Below are 16,051 nucleotides of genomic sequence, written 5' to 3'. Positions count from 1 at the left end.
ACAGGAATTGATTGCCCGAATTTTATTGTTGGACGTGAGGTGCGTTTCGTTACCATATTGCGTTCAACGGATACATAGTCCGGCTCCCCAGAGAGTTGGTGATCCGTTGCAATAACAAGATGGGGAACATCAATGTTCAAAAATATCATTCGCCTGCCACTCATAGCAGCGTTGGCTATGTCTGCTGCAAACACCACAGTATCTGCGCAAAGTTTCGACACCTCGTCGATCAAAATCGATGAGGTTCTCGCGGCTCGCCTTCCGGCAAAAATCAAATCAGCCGGCGTGTTGACGATCGGTTCGGACACGTCCTACGCGCCTTGGGAATTTCTGAGTGAGAAAGACGGTCAGACGCCGGAAGGCATCGACGTCGACATCGCAAACGCCATCGGCAAGAAGCTCGGCGTAAAGATCGATTTCCAGACGTCGGCATTCGAAGCAATTCTTCCCGCCTTGGGTACGAAGTTCGACATCGGGGTATCGGCATTTTCCATCACGAACGAACGCATGAAGGCTGTCAACTTCGTCAGCTACGCCGACACGGGGAGCCTATGGGCGGTCAAAGCTGGTAATCCCACGAAATTCGATCCGGCAAATCTTTGCGGCCGGAAGGTCGCCATCCAGTCCGGGACTTATTTCGAGCGATCGATCAATCAAGAAAACGCTCGGTGCAAATCCGAAGGCAAACCAGAAATCGAAATCCTGCCGTTTTCGAAGCAGCCTGAAACACTAACGCGTGTTGCAGCCGGCGGCGCAGATGCAACGGTCTCTGGTGAGGCCGGCATCGGCTACGCAGCCAAGCAGTCGAGAGGTCAACTCGAAACGCTGAAGTCGACATCCGGACCACTGAGCAAACACGGTCCAAACGGAATTGCCGTTGCCAAGTCGGATATGGCTTTGACAGAGCTCATAGCGGATACGATCAACTCACTGATCGCTGACGGAACATACAAATCACTCCTCGACACATGGGGTATCGGTTCCGTGATCGTCGAGAAGGCGTTGGTCAACCCCGAAGTCAAGATCTAGAATCATGGCCATTGATACCGAAAACCTGGGGGCCGGCGTAACGCCGGTCTCCTTCAACAAACCAGAAATCACCCGCAATGTCGTGGCCCCACGGCGTCATACGGGGCGCTGGCTAGCTATTGCACTCCTCGCAATCCTCGCGCTTCAGATCGGCCAGGCGATTGCTGCAAATCCTAACTTTCATTGGGATGTCTATCTGACATATTTGTTCGCCCCTCAGGTGGTTCGGGGCGTCGGCTGGACACTTCTTCTCACGGTGGTTGCCATGACCGTGGCGATCATTGTTGCGGGACTGCTGGTTATCATGCGCGACAGCGATAACCCAATTTTGCGTGGCCTTGCCTATTCCTGGGTTTGGTTCTTTCGCGGCACGCCGATCTATACGCAGTTGCTTTTCTGGGGCCTCTTTGCAGTTCTGTTTCCCAATCTGAGCATTGCAATTCCATTTGGTCCCGACATCATCAGCGTCGAGACGAAATACATCGTGACGCCTGCCATAGCTGCCATCCTTGGTCTCGGATTCAACGAGTCTGCCTATTTGACCGAGATCTTCCGGGCGGGGTTCAACTCGATCGACCGCGGTCAGGCAGAGGCGGCGCAGGCACTGGGAATGAAACCGCCAAAGATCTGGTGGCGGATCCTGATGCCGCAGGCGATGCGCGTGATCATTCCACCGACAGGAAATGAGACTATCGGCATGCTCAAGATGACATCCCTTGTTCTGGCGATCCCATTCACATTGGATCTAACGTTCGCCACGAACGCGATCTCCAATCGCCTCTATCTTCCGATCCCGCTCTTGCTGGTTGCTGGAACCTGGTATCTCGCGATAACGAGCCTTCTGATGGTCGGCCAGCATTTCCTCGAGCGCCATTTCGGTAAGGGCGTTTCCGTTCATCCGGCGCGAGCGGAGTAAGGCCATGAATGCGAACATCTCTGAATTCTGCGTCGAAATGCAGAACATCCACAAGTTCTATGGTCCGGTGCATGCCCTGAAGGGTGTCGATTTGCGGGTTAGGCGCGGCGAGGTCTGCGTTGCGATCGGTCCGTCCGGTTCCGGCAAGTCGACGCTTCTACGATGCATCAACCAGTTGGAGAGCATCTCGGCTGGTCGCGTATTCCTGAAGGGCGAACTGCAGGGCTTCGTCGAACGCGCTGGCCGGTTTCATCAGCTGTCATTGGCCCAGATCGCTGCTCAGCGACGGCTGACTGGCATGGTGTTCCAACGCTTCCAGTTGTTTCCTCATATGACTGCGCTGGATAATGTCATGGAAGGGCCCTTACATGTCAAAGGCTGGCCCAAAGAGCGGGCTCGTGAAAAGGCAAACGAGCTCATGAAACGTGTCGGACTGGACGGCTTCGGCGGCAGGTACCCGGGGCAACTCTCCGGTGGCCAGCAACAGCGGGTTGCGATAGCCCGCGCACTCGCGATGGAACCGGAAGTGATGCTGTTCGATGAGCCGACTTCGGCACTTGATCCGGAACTCGTCGGTGAGGTCCTCGATGTCATTAAGGATCTCGCACAAAGCGGTATCACCATGGTCGTCGTCACCCACGAAATCGGATTTGCTCGCGAGGTCGGCAACCACCTTGTCTTCATGGACCAGGGACAGGTTATCGAAGAGGGACATCCCCGCACCATGCTCGCCAGCCCCAAGAACCCCCGTACCGAGGCATTTCTATCCAAGGTGCTGTGAGCGGGGTGTGACTGTCGAAGGACGTTCTCGCTTCACCCAGGGATGCTCCGTCGCTGTCTGCATTATCGTCAATAAATCCCGCGAATAGCACCCGCGAAGGGCCTCGCCTCGGGATGATTTCCTCGGGCGATCGAAACCGCTCTAGAAAGGTCCGTTCATGAACGATCTCACTCAATGTGTCCTCACACCTGAAGTCCCGACGGAAGGTTTCGACCCGCTTGGCGTTGGCGTGCACCGTGCATCGACGATTGTGTTCAAGGATGCAGCCGCCTATGCGTCTCGAGGCGATCGCGGTCATGAAGGCTATTCCTACGGGCTCTACGGAACGCCGACGACGCGCACCCTTGAGGCAAAGCTGACAAGCCTTGAAGGCGGCGTATGGACTTTCCTGGCACCTTCCGGGCAGGCTGCAAACGCATTAGCAGTCCTGCCGTTTCTGGCGGCAGGGGACCACATCCTGATTGCCGATACCTCCTATCCGCCGATGCGCGATCTCGCGGAAACCGATCTGCGTCGCCTTGGCGTTGAGGTCGACTTCTTTAAACCGAAGTCACCGGATGACGTCGCATCGAAAATTAGGACGACCACCAAAATCGTCTGGTGCGAAAGCCCGGGGTCATCGACGATGGAGATTATGGATCTGCCGAGGATCGCGGCGATCGCGCACGAGCATGGCGCGCTGGTTGGCGTCGACAACACCTGGGCGACACCACTCAACTTCAAACCCCTCAAGCACGGTGCGGACATCGTGACGGAGGCGCTGACCAAGTTCGTGTCCGGTCATTCCGATGTCCTGATGGGATCGATCACGATCAAGGATATGGCGTTGCTCAAGCCGATCCGCTCTCTGATCGGCCGAATGGGGATCGGTGTTTCGCCCGACGACACCTCATTGGTCCTGCGAGGCTTCGAGACCTTTGGCGTGCGACTGCGACACTCGGAGCGTGTGGCTCTGGCGTTCGCCCGAAAGATCGAACGTCATCCGCTCGTTAAGCAGGTCCTGCATCCAGCGCTTGAATCCTCGTCTGAGCATGCCCTTTGGAAAAGGGACTTTCTCGGATCGAGCGGCGTATTCAGCATCCTCTTCAAGAAGGAGGCGATAGCCTACATTCCGGCCGCACTGGATACACTGAAGGTGTTTGCGATCGGCGCGTCCTGGGGCGGAACCCGCAGCCTCGCCGCGCCGATGTCGATCGACGGGTTTCGGAGCGCCACATCCTGGTCGGGGCCGGACGTCATCCTGCGGCTGAGCGTCGGTCTCGAGGACGAAAACGAGTTGTGGGCCGACATCGAGGGGCTGCTTGCAAGCCTAGAAGCGGGCGTGAACGGCACGTCGAGTGGCGACGAGCATCCTGCTGTTGGCCGCGGCTAGTTTAGACCGGCCCACATTTCGAGGATTGAGGAAGGGAAGACGCGTGTCAGATATGGAAGACGTGCTGCGCAATATCGACGGCAATTTCGATGTCGCGCTCAGAAAGCTACTTGAACTGATTTCGATTCCGTCGATCTCGAGCGAGCCAGAAGGCAGAGGTGCCATAGATCGGGCTGCCGCCTGGCTGAAGCGGGAGTTGGCATCGATCGGGCTGCCCGCAGAGGTCATCCCGACAAAAGGCAATCCGCTGGTTCTGGCTCGATCGTCGAATTCCTCCGACGTGAAGCGTCCACGGCTGCTTTTCTACGGACACTACGACGTTCAGCCTGTTGGCGATCCGGCGCAGTGGACCCATCCTCCGTTCGAACCGCGTGTGGTCGCGGAAGATGGCGTCCATCGTTTTTATGGGCGCGGGGCGTCCGATAGTAAAAGCCAGCTCTGGACCTTTATCGAGGCACTGCGTGCCTGGGACAACACGCATGGGGAGTTCCCGGCCGACATCATCGTGCTTCTCGAAGGCGAGGAGGAATGCGGCTCGCCAAGCCTGCCGGCGTTCATCGAGGACTATCGAGACCAACTCGATTGCGATGTCGCCTTCATCTGCGATGCTGAGATGTGGTCCCCCACACAGCCGGCAATCACGACCCAACTCAAGGGACTGGTGCACGAGCGTGTGACGATTTCAGCGCCGAACCCCGACCTCCATTCGGGTCACTACGGGGCGGTCGCTGCCAATCCTATCCGGATCCTGAGTGCGATTCTTGCTGGTCTTCATGACGAGCGGGGGCGGGTAACGATCAATGGCTTCTACGACGGCGTCCAAGAGCTTCCGGCTGCCGTCCGGAAGCAGTGGCGGGAACTGGCGAAGGAGCCGGATCTTTATGGTGGCGTAGACTTGGCCGGTGGCATCACCGAAGACGGTTACTCCGCTCTCGAAGCCATGTGGGGGAGGCCGACTGTCGACATTAACGGCATCACCGGCGGAAACCAGGGCCCCGGCGAGCGCTCGGTCTTGCCGGGGTCTGCGACGGCCCGTCTCTCATTCCGCCTGGTCGGGGGCCAAACGCCGGAGACTATCCGGCAGCGCTTTCAGCAGCACGTCCGCTCTCAACTTCCAGAAAGCTGTACTGTTGAATTCGTAGGTTCAGGTGGCAGTTCCGCTGTCGTTCTGTCGCAGGATAGCCATTTCCTCAGCGCGGCGGCGCTCGGTCTGCAGGAGGAGTGGGGCAGGCCGGCGATCCTGCGCGGAACCGGCGGCGCCATACCGCTCGTGCAGCAGTTCAGCGACGTGCTGGGCGCCGAGTGTGTTGTTATCGGCTTCATCCTGCCGAGCGATGCGATCCATGCACCTGACGAGCGCTACGACACGGAACGACTTAGGAAGGGAGTGCGGAGCTGGGTCAGGATTTTCGACGAGATCCGAAACCATGTTCCTGCGAAATGATCAGCCAATGCCAATAACTTCAACAGGGAAGGCTGAGGATCCCGCGCAGGTTTCGATGCGGCTGGAGGAGGACGCGCTCGGCCCGCGCCTGATACCGGATTTCGTTGCCTATGGTATTCAGACCGCGCGCGCCGCTGAGAATTTCTCCATTTCCGGCCGGACGATTGCAGATGTCGAAGGCTTTGTTCCTGCACTCCTCACGATCAAGCTGGCTGCCGCCAGAGCCAACCGAAAGGCTGACGATCTGGATGCGCGTCTAGCGCACGCAATCGAGGTTGCGGCCATCGAGCAGCTCCGAGGAATACGCCGCGAGGATTATCCAGTCGACATCTATCATGGCGGGGGAGGCACAGCCGCCAACATGAATGTCAACGAAGTGCTGGCGAACCGTGCAAGCGAGATTTTGAGCGGTCGCAAAGGTGCGGATCCCGTTCATCCCAACACGCATGTCAACATGAGCCAGTCGACCAACGATGTCATCCCGGCGGCAATGAGGATTGCGATCGGAGCCGAGTTGGCAAAGCTGAAGGACGCGATTTCCCACCTTGTCGAGGCGTTGGTGGACAAAGAGCGCGAACTGGTCGAGATCGTCAAGCTCGCGCGAACCTGCCTGCAGGACGCGTTGCCGATTACCTTCGGGCAGCAGTTTTCCGGTTATCGCGCAGCTTTTGAGCGCCAGTCGCACGAGCTTGAGGCTGTTGAGACGGGATGCCTCGGGCTTCCGCTTGGCGCAACGGCCGTCGGTTCCGGCCTCGGCACGTCCGCCGAATACCGACGCCTCGTTTATGGTGAGTTGCAGGAACTGACCGGCAAGTCCTATCACCCGGAAGAAAATCTGTTCGACGCGTTGCAGAATGCCGATCATTGGATACGCGTTTCGGCTTGCCTGAAGGCGATCGCCGTCACCATTTCGAAACTCTCCGCCGATCTTCGCTTCATGTCGTCGGGGCCGCGCGCAGGGTTTGGCGAGATCTCCTTGCCGGCGGTCCAGCCGGGTTCCTCGATCATGCCGGGCAAGGTAAACCCTGTGATGCCGGAAATGATGATGCAAGTCGCATTCCGGGTGCTGGGCAATGACGCTACGGTGACCCGCGCCGCCGAGGGCGAACTCGACCTCAATGTGTGGGAATCGATCATTCTCGAGGCGATCAGTGAGTCCATTCGCCTTCTGAGGCGTGGCATTCCGCTTTTCGTTGATCGCTGCCTTTCTGGTGTCCAGGCAAACGTCGATCGTGGTCGGGCCGACGCGTCTGGTTCGCTCGCTCTATCGACCGCCCTTGCCGCAATCTACGGGTACCCGGCTGCTTCAGAAGTTGTAAAGCATGCCGCGCTGCATGGTATCGCAGTCGGTCAAGCTGCGGTTGAATGTGGACTTATGAGCCGGGGAGAGTCCGACCGCCTATTTGCCGATGTTTCGGTGTTTGCGGATCCGGACCGGTCCGAGCGGCTGATCGCAGGCTTCAGGAATGCCATCTCGAATTTATCATTGCAGCAAACTTCAACTGATGCCGGGCCATGACTGTATGAAGGCACTGTTTTATCCGGCGTTCGTGCGCGTGTGGCTCGGCAGCACAGCGTCCGGGCTTGCGACCTGGGCTCTACCTTTCGTTCTTGGGCTTGCTACGCTGGAAGGCGATCTTACCGCGAGCGACCTCGGCATTGCTCTTGCGGCGCGCACGATAGGCTTCCTGGTCGCTGTACCGTTAGCAGGTGTCCTGTCCGATCAGAGAGGTCCGAGAATGATCATCTTTGCGTCCGGGATGATCGCGGCGATCAGCGTGCCGATGATGATCATCGGCCTATCTGTTCCCGGGGTCAGCGGCCTTCTGCTGCTCTTAACAGGAGCGGCGGCTGTCGGTATTGGGCAGGGCGCGTGCCGACCAGCCTATCAGGCAATCATCCCCGAGATCGTAACGTCAGATCGGCTTCAAGCCGCCAACGCGATAATGAGCATCGCGGTTCGCGTGACGAGCATCCTTGGCCCAGCCATAATCAGCTTCATAGCGCTTATGAGCGGAACGATCGCCGCGTTCATTGTAATCGCACTTCTTTGGCTTATCAGCGCAGTGGCTCCGCCTAAAGCAACAGCGATACCCGCCGGGTCGTCGCGACCCGAAAATCTCACCGTCGGCAGGTTGATCCGGGAGTTCGCAGAGGGCGCGCGGGAGGCTCGTCGTCATCCCTGGTTCGTGGCGGGGCTTGCATCGCTCACCGTAACCATAGCGGCAGGCTACTCGGTGACGGCGGTCCTGCTGCCAGGCATAAGCCAGGAAGCGTTCGGTAGCGCTACACTCATGACGACGACGGCCACGGCTTATATGTTCGGGGCTTTGATCAGCGCCGTGATCATGGCACGCTGGCACCCGCAACGTCGAGGCTGGGTGGCGTTGGCCGGGCTCTCCTTGTACGGGCTCATCCCGTTCAGCCTGTTGTTTGCAGAAAGCAGGATCGTTCCAGTCGTCGCCTATTTAGTCGCTGGCGTCGGGATCGAAATCTTCAACGTCCGCTGGTTCACGTCCGTCCAAAACGAAATCCCGCCGGACCGATTGTCGCGGGTGTCGTCGATCGACTTTCTCTTTTCATACGGTCTTGCTCCCGCAGGTTTGACGCTGATGACACCACTGGCCCGTGTCCTTGGACGGGACGCATTGCTCATCGCAGTGGGAGCAGTCTGCGTTCTGATCCCGTTGGTTTCGGCTTTTGTGCCAACGACGCGGCGCTTTTCACGGATACATGTCGTTCGGAAGGTTGTTCCGGTCGATCAAGGTCGTCATGCCAACTAGGACTTCTGCAATTTAGAGAGCGCCTGGCTTTTGGATAAGAGGAGGGGAATGTTCACTTTGGGAAAGGCGGCCAAGGGTCCGGCGACCTACATGAGGAGGCTGCGGATCAAAATTCCGACGATTGTAACAGTGCCGACCCCAGCCAGCCACAGCGCCAGGAACCATGCGGACTTTTGCAACGCGTCTTTCATCAGTGATACCCTTCCTCCGGATCGAGCTTTCCGCGGAAGACCCAGTAGGCGTAGCCCGTGTAGCACAAGATCATCGGCACCAGAACTACCGTCCCGGCGAGGAGAAACTTCAAGGAACTATCCGGAGCTGCTGCGTCTTCGATGGTAAGCACACCGGGTATCATGTACGGGTAGAAGCTGATCCCGAGGCCCGCAAAGCTCAGGACGAACAGGCCGAGCGCCGACAGGAAGGGCTGCAGGTGCTTCCCGTGAGTAAGGCCGTGCCAGAGCGAGAAGGCGCAGAGAGCAAGCAACAGCGGCACGAATGACGAGAAGAAGGCGGTTGGCCAGCCGAACCAGCGTTCGAAGTACATTTCGTTGATAAATGGCGTCCACAGCGATACCGCACCGATCAGCGCCAGAAGTACAACGCAGAAAGGGCGCGCGAGAGATGCGGCACGGGATTGAATGTCGCCGGTTGTCTTCAAGTTGAGCCATGTGACCCCTAAGAGCGCGTACCCCGTAAGAACGGCGACGCCGGTCAGGATCGAAAATGGCGTCAGCCAGTCCCACCAGCCGCCCGCATACTGACGGCCCTCCACAGCAATGCCTTGAACCAGGGCTCCTAGCGCGATCCCTTGCATGAATGCAGCGACCGAGGACCCGATCCAGAAACCGAAGTCCCAGAGATGAGACTCGTGATGGGTGCGCCATCGAAATTCAAAAGCGACGCCCCGGAAGATCAGGCTGACCAGCATCAGGATTATGGGCATATAAATTGCGGGCATGATGATCGCATACGCCAACGGGAACACGGCCATGAGGCCGCCGCCGCCAAGCACCAGCCACGTTTCGTTGCCGTCCCAGACAGGCGCGATGGAGTTCGTCATGACATCCCGGTCGCGCCTCTTGCGGAAGAACGGGAACACGATGCCAATTCCGAGGTCAAAACCGTCGAGCACGACATAAGCAAGGACTGCAAAGGCAATGATGCCTGCCCAGATGAACGAAAGGTCAATGGTCATGGTGTCCTCCATGCGGATGGTCCTGCGCCGCACCCGGCGTAATGCCCGCCGTCCGGATCGGTCCTGCATTCAGTTCCAGATCCCCGTCGAGAGGACTAGGCGGCCGCCGCATCAGCTTTAGAAGATAATAGACCCCGACGCCGAAGACGATGAAGTAGACCACAATGAAAATAAGCAGGGACGTACCGACAGCGGGGGCGGAGACGGGCGAGAGGCTGTCGGCGGTCCGCAGGTGTCCGTAGACCGTCCAGGGCTGACGGCCCACTTCGGTTGTGTACCAGCCGGCAAGCACCGCCACGAAGCCGGAACCTCCCATGGCTACCGAGATTCGGTGGAGCCAGGGCGTGTCATACAGCTTTCCCTTCCAGCGCGCCCAAAGAGACCAGAGCCCGACGCCGAGCATCAGAAAGCCGATGCCGACCATGATCCGGAAAGTGATGAACGGCATGAGCGCCGGAGGACGCTGGTCGCGCGGCCATTCCTTCAGACCCTTGATCTCGCCGTTCAGCTCATGCGTCAGGATCAGCGAACCGAGTTTCGGAACCTCGATCGCGTAGCGGGTGGTCTCCGCGTCGTCGTCCGGTATGCCGAACAAAACGAGAGGAGCGCCATTCTTGTGTGTCTCGTAATGTCCCTCCATGGCGGCGATCTTCGCGGGCTGATGTTCGAGCGTGTTCAGACCATGTAGGTCGCCGACGAAGATCTGTATCGGAGTGACGATTGCTGCCATCCACATCGCCATCGAGAACATGATACGGGCCTGGCGGTTTGCCCGGTCCTTCAGCAGGTGCCAGGCGCCAACCGCGCCCACGGCGAAGGCAGTGGTCAGGAAAGCCGCCATCACGGTATGGGTCATCCTGTAGGGGAAGGAGGGGTTGAAGATGATCTGCCACCAGTCTTCTGGCACGAAGACGCCGTTGGCGTCGATGCTGAATCCGGCAGGTGTGTGCATCCAGCTATTGGCCGCCGTGATCCACGTCGCGGAAATGAGAGTTCCTATCGCGACCATGGCGACAGCCACCATGTGCGCCGTGTCTCCGACGCGTTTGCGGCCGAACAAGGCGATGCCTAGGAAGCCTGCCTCAAGGAAAAAGGCGGTAAGGACCTCGTATCCCATCAGCGGTCCAATGACCGGGCCTGCCTTGTCGGAGAAGGCTGACCAGTTGGTACCGAACTGGTAGCTCATCACGATCCCAGATACGACGCCCATGGCGAAGGTGACCGCGAAGATCGTTTTCCAGTAGTCGAAGAGTCTAAGATAGGCCTCATCACGCTTCGAGAGCCAGAGCGCGTTCAGGACGGCGAGATAGCTGGCCGTACCGATCGAGAAGGCGGGAAAAATGAAGTGAAACGAGACGGTGAACGCGAACTGTAGCCGCGCCAGCATTTCTGCTTCGAGACCGAGAAAAGTCATGACGACTCCATTGTTGAACGCCCTCGAACTTAATGCAAAGGCTCAAGTTCCGAATACGGTACGCTTACGGGCTGACAGCACCACGCAGTAAGCTAAGCACACGTGGAGCTAGGCCAACTCTCCCCGGCGTCGCGCGTCGTAATGCCACGTCACGACTCAAGATTGACCGTCCGCTTTTTTCGCCTTGAGCCAGCGCTCGTTGACGAAGCCCCCGAAGGGGATGAACGCACCGATGAGCAATCGTGCGACCTCGCCTTTTGTCAGCCACCCTTCGCTCGCGGATCGGATCACGGCATAGCAGAATACGAGAAAAGCCAAGCCGTGGATGGGGCCCATTACACGTGTGGCATCGGGAATGCCCGCAAAATGTTTGAGAGGTACTGCCACCAAGACCAGAACAAGAAGAGTCGTGGCCTCGGCAAGAGCAAACCATCGAAGTATTGTGACCTGCTTCATTTGATACCCTGAGAATGCGGCCATGGGCCTGATGCTTCGTTCGTGAGACAGTCGCGCAAACGGCTACTGGACTGGCTGCTTTGAAAAACTTTGCGAGAGATCGCGGGGAACGGGCGACCGCTCACTACGGAGATGATCCAACAGAACGAATATAATCCAGCAACGTATCGATCTGAGCATCGCTCAGGCCTGCCAACGCCATCCTAGTTCCAGGAACAAGTTTGTGAGGGTTCTTGAGAAATGCGTGCAACGTCGTTTCGTCCCAGACAAGGCCGCTGTTGCGCATGGCCGACGAATATGGATACGCAGTCGATGCGGCGGGACGGTCAATCACGCCCGTTAGCACCGGCCCGGTCGAGTTCCGTGCCCCTGGACCGATCTGATGACAGTGGGCGCAAGGGGCGAAGACAGGGGCAAATGTATCTTTTGGCGGCGGCGCCACGAGCTGTGGGGAGGACGCGACCTCAGACTCATCTCCTGTCTCATCGTGGGTCACATATGGCATCCCGACGACGGCAGCCAAGACCAATACTGCGCCTGACAAAATGAGAAGTTTTTTCAATAGATATCCCTCCGGGTCCAAAGAGTTTTCGACCCTCAACGCATCAGCGACTAAAGCCGTATAGATGCTGGCTTTGTGGAAAGCCGCCATGTCCAGACATCGATGCTTACCGCGTCAGAAGGTTCTGGATCTTCTTCAAGGCCACGTTGGTATCTTCTCCGTAGGAGATCGTGCTCTTCAGCTTTCCATCCGGATCGACCATCATCACCGAAGCGGTATGGTCCATCGTATAGTCGTCACCTCCGTCGGGGGCCGGAACCTTTTTGGCATAGATCCGCCAAGCGTTGACCGCTTTCTCCATCTCAGCGGGATCACCGGTCACACCGGTGATCCTGTCAGTAAAGTTGGAGATATAAGTGTGCATCATTGGCGCCGTGTCGCGCTGCGGATCGACGGTAAAGAAATAGGCTTTCACCCCGTCGGCCTGTGGACCGAGCGTCTTGAACCAGGTCGCCATCTCGTACAGCGTCGTGGGGCAGACGTCGGGGCAATGCGTATAGCCGAAATAAACGAGCGAAGGGTGTCCCTTCAGCAGGTCTGGCGTCCAGCTTTTTCCACTATCGTCGATCAAGCTGTAGGTAATCTGTTCGTCGGGAATGGACGCCCCGGCGCCTGCCAACGACACCGACGGGCGGCTGAAAAAGTTCAAATACATGAGCTGGCCGGCAAGTGCGATGAACACAACTGCGCAGCCAATGAGAACGTATGCTCTGAGTTTCGACATGATGACCTCATTTCAAGAAGAAGTTGACCGTCGCTAATGGAACGAGACGGGCCGGGGACACGCGGCGAAGTTCACTGCGCCGGCTGCGTATCCGGCATCTTCATCGCCGCCGGCTTTTCTCCGGCAAGCCCGCCGACCGGGACGTCGAGCGTGATGTTTCCCGCCTTTTCGAACGTCAGGGTGGTCCTGACAGTCTCACCTTGCTTGAACGGCACGGGAACCTTCAAATACATGACGTGATAGCCGCCTGGCTTCAGTTCCACGGTTTTGCCGGCCGGGATGATCAGCCCCTTCGGCATCTCGCGCATGACCATCACGTCGTTCTGCACCTTCATCTCATGGATCTGAACTTCCCCGGCCCGATCTGACTGGGCCGACAGGAGTTGGTCGTCGGTCTTTCCGACATTGGTGATCGTCATGTAGCTTGCTCCCACCGGGGCATTTGAAGCCATGGCCCGCGTGTAGGGATTGGTTATTCTCAGGTCGCCGAGGGCAAAGTCCTCCGCGTGTGGCGTTCCAAACGTCAGCAGGCAGGTAGCGATTGAGAGCAAGGTCGTCTGAAGTTTGCGCATGGGTTTATCCGTTCATGAGTACTGGATGAGGTTGTTGATCTGAGCAGCCGTCGGTCAGCTATTCAGCCTTTAAGGCGCTCCGCGGCTCTGAGGGCCGCCGCTTTGGCATCGTCCATCACGGGTTTGCGCGCCTTCAGGAACGCGTTGGTAATCTCGCGTCCGGCCTTCTCGGGACTGCCGGCGTCGAACGGCGGATGCGGATCGTATTCGATGATCAGCTGGATGCGCTTGGCGACGTCCTCGCTGCGCAACCTCGCAACGATATCGAGCCCGAAATCGAGCCCTGCGGTCGTGCCGCCGCCGGTGATGATGTTGCCGTCTTCAACGACCCGGTCATGGACCGGGATCGCCCCGAAGGTCGGCAGAATGTCGCGGACGTTCCAGAGCGTCGTGGCGCGCTTGCCTTTCAGCACGCCGGCAGCGCCTAAGACGAGCGAGCCGGTGCAGACGGCCGTCACGAAGCGAGCATTCGCAGCCATATCTTTCACGAAGGCCAGCGTCTCCGGATCCTCCATCAACGCCGTCGAGCCCGCGAGCCCGCCCGGAATGAAGAAGACATCGACCTTCCTCGGGCAATCGGCAAACGTGGTGGTTGGGGTCACCGAGACGCCGACTTCGGTTGGCACAGGCGTCTTGTCCTTCCAGACCAGATGAACCTTGCCCATCGTCATGTTGAACACCGTCATCGGGCCAACCAGGTCGAGCAGGATCATCTTGGGATGAACCAGCAAGGCGAAAACCGGACCATCGGAAGAGGCAGACATGCCTTGTGCAGAAGACGTTTCAGAGTTCAGGAGAAGGCCTGCGCCGGTCGCGGCGAGCAGCAGATTAAAGTCTCGGCGGTTCATGATCGTTTCCTTTCACGGCGACATCTAAGTCGGGCGGCAAAGCGTTCAGGCGTGTTTCAGGAGGAGGTCGCGGATCTTCTGGAGAGCGTCGGACTGATCGGCACCATAAGGCAGGAGGCCCTTGAGCCGACCGTCCGCGCCAACGAGAAGCAGGGAGGTCGTATGGCTCATGTGATAGTCGCCATCCTCGCTTGGAAGTTTGGCGGCGTGGATGATCCAGCCGTCGATGACCTTCTGCATCTCATCCGGTTTGCCGGTAATGCCGGTGATCCGATCGGTGAAGGCAGTGACGTAGCCGTGCATGACATCCGGCGTGTCCCGCTCGGGATCGATCGAGAAGAAGAACGCCTTGAGCGATTTGCCTTCCGGGCCGAGCGCGTTCAGATATCCCGCAACTTCGTAAAGCGTCGTGGGGCAGACTTCCGGGCAATGGGTATAGCCGAAGTAGACGAGCGAAGGGCCGCCTTTAAAAATCGACTGGTCGACCGGACGGCCACTGTCGTCCAGGAGCGCAAATTTGGCATGGAATGGCCCTGGACGGGCATTTGCGGTCCCGACCCAGATCATCACACCGATCAGGATCGCCATGAAGACAGCCGTCAGGCCGGCTCCGGCAAGAACGAAGGGATTCCGTGCGTTCATTTGCCATGCCCCCCGTGTTGGTGACCGGCATTGGCCTCGTCGCCTTCGACCATGACGGTTCCTTCGAAGCTGGCGAACAGGGCAAGCTTTTCCGGGGCCATGCCCTTCTCGGCCTCGGCGAGCTTGGCTGCGATCGCCGCAGCATCATTTTCCGAGAGCCCCATCATCCGCAGAGCCTGAGCCTGCTTCAGCCCGTCGCCGCTGCAAAGGTGAATGCTCCAGCTGGCATCCTTTTTCTTGAGAAGCGCTCGCCCGCCACGTCCATCTTGAGCCCATCCAGCAATGGCCCAGTCACCCTTGACGACGACCGGCTCGACAGTCAGTGGTTTGCCGGCGGTCTCGAACATAGCCTTGAGTTTTACAGGGATCGCCTGCTGCGGGTCGCTCGATACGGGATCGGAGCCGGTCATTGTCGCATGGTCAGCGTGGCTGCCGTGCAAGCTTGTCTGATCATCGTGATTCATTTTGGGCATGCCGCCGGCGGCTGGGCCCACCATGAATTCCACATCGACCGGACCGGCCTTTTCGAAGGTGAGCGTCGCTTTGACAGTTTCGCCTTCCTTGAAGGGTTGGCGCACGTTCATGAACATCACGTGGTAACCGCCCGGTTTCAGCGCGGTGATAGCGTTGGCGGGGATGGCAATCCCGGTCTTGAGCTCGCGCATCACCATGATGCCGCCATCCATCTTCATCTCGTGGAGCTGGACGGACGCGGCGCGTTCGGCTGTGGCGCTGACAAGCCGGTCGGCTGAGCCACTGTTGATGACCTTGAGGTATCCTCCGCCGACCTTGGCGCCGGGGAGCATCGCACGCGCGTAAGGCTGAGTGATCTCAATATCGCCGACCTTGAATTCCTGAGCGAAGACCATTCGGGGCAGTGCGAGAAAGACGATCACGGTGGCCAGTTGGACAAAATTTCGTATCATGGTTTGCTCCATGGAATGTTCGGCGCGGGGTTAGCTGAGCGCGCGCTTTAGCGGCTTCACGTGGCGGATAAGCAGCATGTCGAGAGCGAGCACGCTGACGAGAACGATGCCGGTCAGCGGGAACAGCAGCGAGACCGCGACCATGACGAGGGCGCCGGTTTTCCAGACCGCCATCTTTTCCGGAACGACAGGCGCGACGAGCCGGCTTGCTCCCGACGGCCGGCGTTTCCACCACATCACGATCCCGCTGACGGACAGGAAGATAACTGAGAGACAAAAGACGGTGTTGAGTGCGACATTCCAGCCGCCGCCGAGATCGCCCTCATGCAGAGCGATACCGACTGCCATGGCTTTTCCCGGGACGCTGTAGTCCGCGAACTTCATGTC

17 protein-coding genes are annotated in these 16,051 nt (G+C 58.6%); 7 read left to right on the top strand and 10 right to left on the bottom strand.

Translation table 11 applies throughout. The annotated features are described in order from the left end of the window. Positions 1 to 132 precede the first annotated feature (132 nt). The 7 genes from J2X76_RS30710 (at position 133) to J2X76_RS30680 (ending at position 8,325) form a co-directional block, all read left to right on the top strand. Positions 133 to 1,029, top strand: a complete 897-nt coding sequence (locus tag J2X76_RS30710; protein ID WP_310221591.1) for an ABC transporter substrate-binding protein — start codon at positions 133 to 135, stop codon at positions 1,027 to 1,029. Between the two features lie 4 nt (positions 1,030 to 1,033). Then, positions 1,034 to 1,945: an amino acid ABC transporter permease gene (locus J2X76_RS30705; protein ID WP_310221589.1), complete on the top strand. Its 912-nt coding sequence runs from the start codon at positions 1,034 to 1,036 to the stop codon at positions 1,943 to 1,945. A gap of 4 nt (positions 1,946 to 1,949) precedes the next feature. Then, a complete protein-coding gene (locus J2X76_RS30700) occupies positions 1,950 to 2,726 on the top strand; it encodes an amino acid ABC transporter ATP-binding protein (protein WP_310221587.1) in 777 nt (258 codons plus the stop codon). A 157-nt stretch (positions 2,727 to 2,883) separates the two neighbouring features. Further along, entirely contained in the window at positions 2,884 to 4,098 is a 1,215-nt protein-coding gene (locus J2X76_RS30695; RefSeq protein WP_310221585.1) for an aminotransferase class I/II-fold pyridoxal phosphate-dependent enzyme, read from the top strand. Between the two features lie 52 nt (positions 4,099 to 4,150). Next, on the top strand, positions 4,151 to 5,542 hold the full coding sequence (locus tag J2X76_RS30690; RefSeq protein WP_310221689.1) for a M20/M25/M40 family metallo-hydrolase: 1,392 nt from the start codon (positions 4,151 to 4,153) through the stop codon (positions 5,540 to 5,542). After that, positions 5,526 to 7,061, top strand: a complete 1,536-nt coding sequence (locus J2X76_RS30685; RefSeq protein ID WP_310221584.1) for a lyase family protein — start codon at positions 5,526 to 5,528, stop codon at positions 7,059 to 7,061. Before J2X76_RS30690 ends, J2X76_RS30685 begins: the two co-directional genes overlap by 17 nt. A 4-nt stretch (positions 7,062 to 7,065) precedes the next feature. Next, positions 7,066 to 8,325 carry an MFS transporter gene (locus tag J2X76_RS30680; RefSeq protein ID WP_310221583.1) on the top strand — a complete coding sequence of 420 codons (1,260 nt, stop codon included), beginning with the start codon at positions 7,066 to 7,068 and terminating at the stop codon, positions 8,323 to 8,325. 190 nt (positions 8,326 to 8,515) lie between these two features. Here the strand turns inward: J2X76_RS30680 and cydB are convergent, their stop codons facing one another. The 10 genes from cydB to J2X76_RS30630 all read right to left on the bottom strand — a co-directional run. Then, the gene (cydB, locus tag J2X76_RS30675; protein WP_310221582.1) at positions 8,516 to 9,520 is read right to left on the bottom strand and encodes a cytochrome d ubiquinol oxidase subunit II; all 1,005 of its coding nucleotides are present in this window, start codon (positions 9,518 to 9,520) and stop codon (positions 8,516 to 8,518) included. Next, positions 9,510 to 10,934: a cytochrome ubiquinol oxidase subunit I gene (locus J2X76_RS30670; RefSeq protein WP_310221581.1), complete on the bottom strand. Its 1,425-nt coding sequence runs from the start codon at positions 10,932 to 10,934 to the stop codon at positions 9,510 to 9,512. The genes cydB and J2X76_RS30670 overlap by 11 nt, the downstream gene beginning before the upstream one ends. A gap of 156 nt (positions 10,935 to 11,090) precedes the next feature. Then, positions 11,091 to 11,390 (bottom strand): DUF3817 domain-containing protein, encoded by a 300-nt coding sequence (locus J2X76_RS30665; RefSeq protein WP_310221580.1) that lies wholly within the window; start codon positions 11,388 to 11,390, stop codon positions 11,091 to 11,093. A gap of 124 nt (positions 11,391 to 11,514) precedes the next feature. Further along, the gene (locus J2X76_RS30660) at positions 11,515 to 12,042 is read right to left on the bottom strand and encodes a c-type cytochrome (RefSeq protein ID WP_310221579.1); all 528 of its coding nucleotides are present in this window, start codon (positions 12,040 to 12,042) and stop codon (positions 11,515 to 11,517) included. 16 nt (positions 12,043 to 12,058) lie between these two features. Continuing rightward, positions 12,059 to 12,676 (bottom strand): SCO family protein, encoded by a 618-nt coding sequence (locus J2X76_RS30655; RefSeq protein WP_310221576.1) that lies wholly within the window; start codon positions 12,674 to 12,676, stop codon positions 12,059 to 12,061. 71 nt (positions 12,677 to 12,747) lie between these two features. Beyond that, complete coding sequence (locus J2X76_RS30650) at positions 12,748 to 13,248, bottom strand: copper chaperone PCu(A)C (RefSeq protein WP_310221574.1); 501 nt, start codon at positions 13,246 to 13,248, stop codon at positions 12,748 to 12,750. Positions 13,249 to 13,310: 62 nt separating this feature from the next. Further along, the gene (locus tag J2X76_RS30645) at positions 13,311 to 14,096 is read right to left on the bottom strand and encodes a DJ-1/PfpI family protein (protein WP_310221573.1); all 786 of its coding nucleotides are present in this window, start codon (positions 14,094 to 14,096) and stop codon (positions 13,311 to 13,313) included. Between the two features lie 45 nt (positions 14,097 to 14,141). Continuing rightward, positions 14,142 to 14,738, bottom strand: a complete 597-nt coding sequence (locus J2X76_RS30640; protein WP_310221571.1) for an SCO family protein — start codon at positions 14,736 to 14,738, stop codon at positions 14,142 to 14,144. Next, positions 14,735 to 15,664, bottom strand: coding sequence for a copper uptake system-associated protein (locus J2X76_RS30635; RefSeq protein WP_310221569.1), 930 nt, complete (start codon positions 15,662 to 15,664; stop codon positions 14,735 to 14,737). Before J2X76_RS30635 ends, J2X76_RS30640 begins: the two co-directional genes overlap by 4 nt. A 30-nt stretch (positions 15,665 to 15,694) precedes the next feature. Next, positions 15,695 to 16,051, bottom strand: a 357-nt coding sequence (locus J2X76_RS30630) for a PepSY domain-containing protein (RefSeq protein WP_310221568.1), incomplete at its 5' end; no start/stop codon positions are given.

This window comes from Neorhizobium sp. 2083, assembly GCF_031455615.1.
Classification (GTDB): domain Bacteria; phylum Pseudomonadota; class Alphaproteobacteria; order Rhizobiales; family Rhizobiaceae; genus Neorhizobium.
This window is presented reverse-complemented; position numbering and strand designations above follow the sequence as displayed.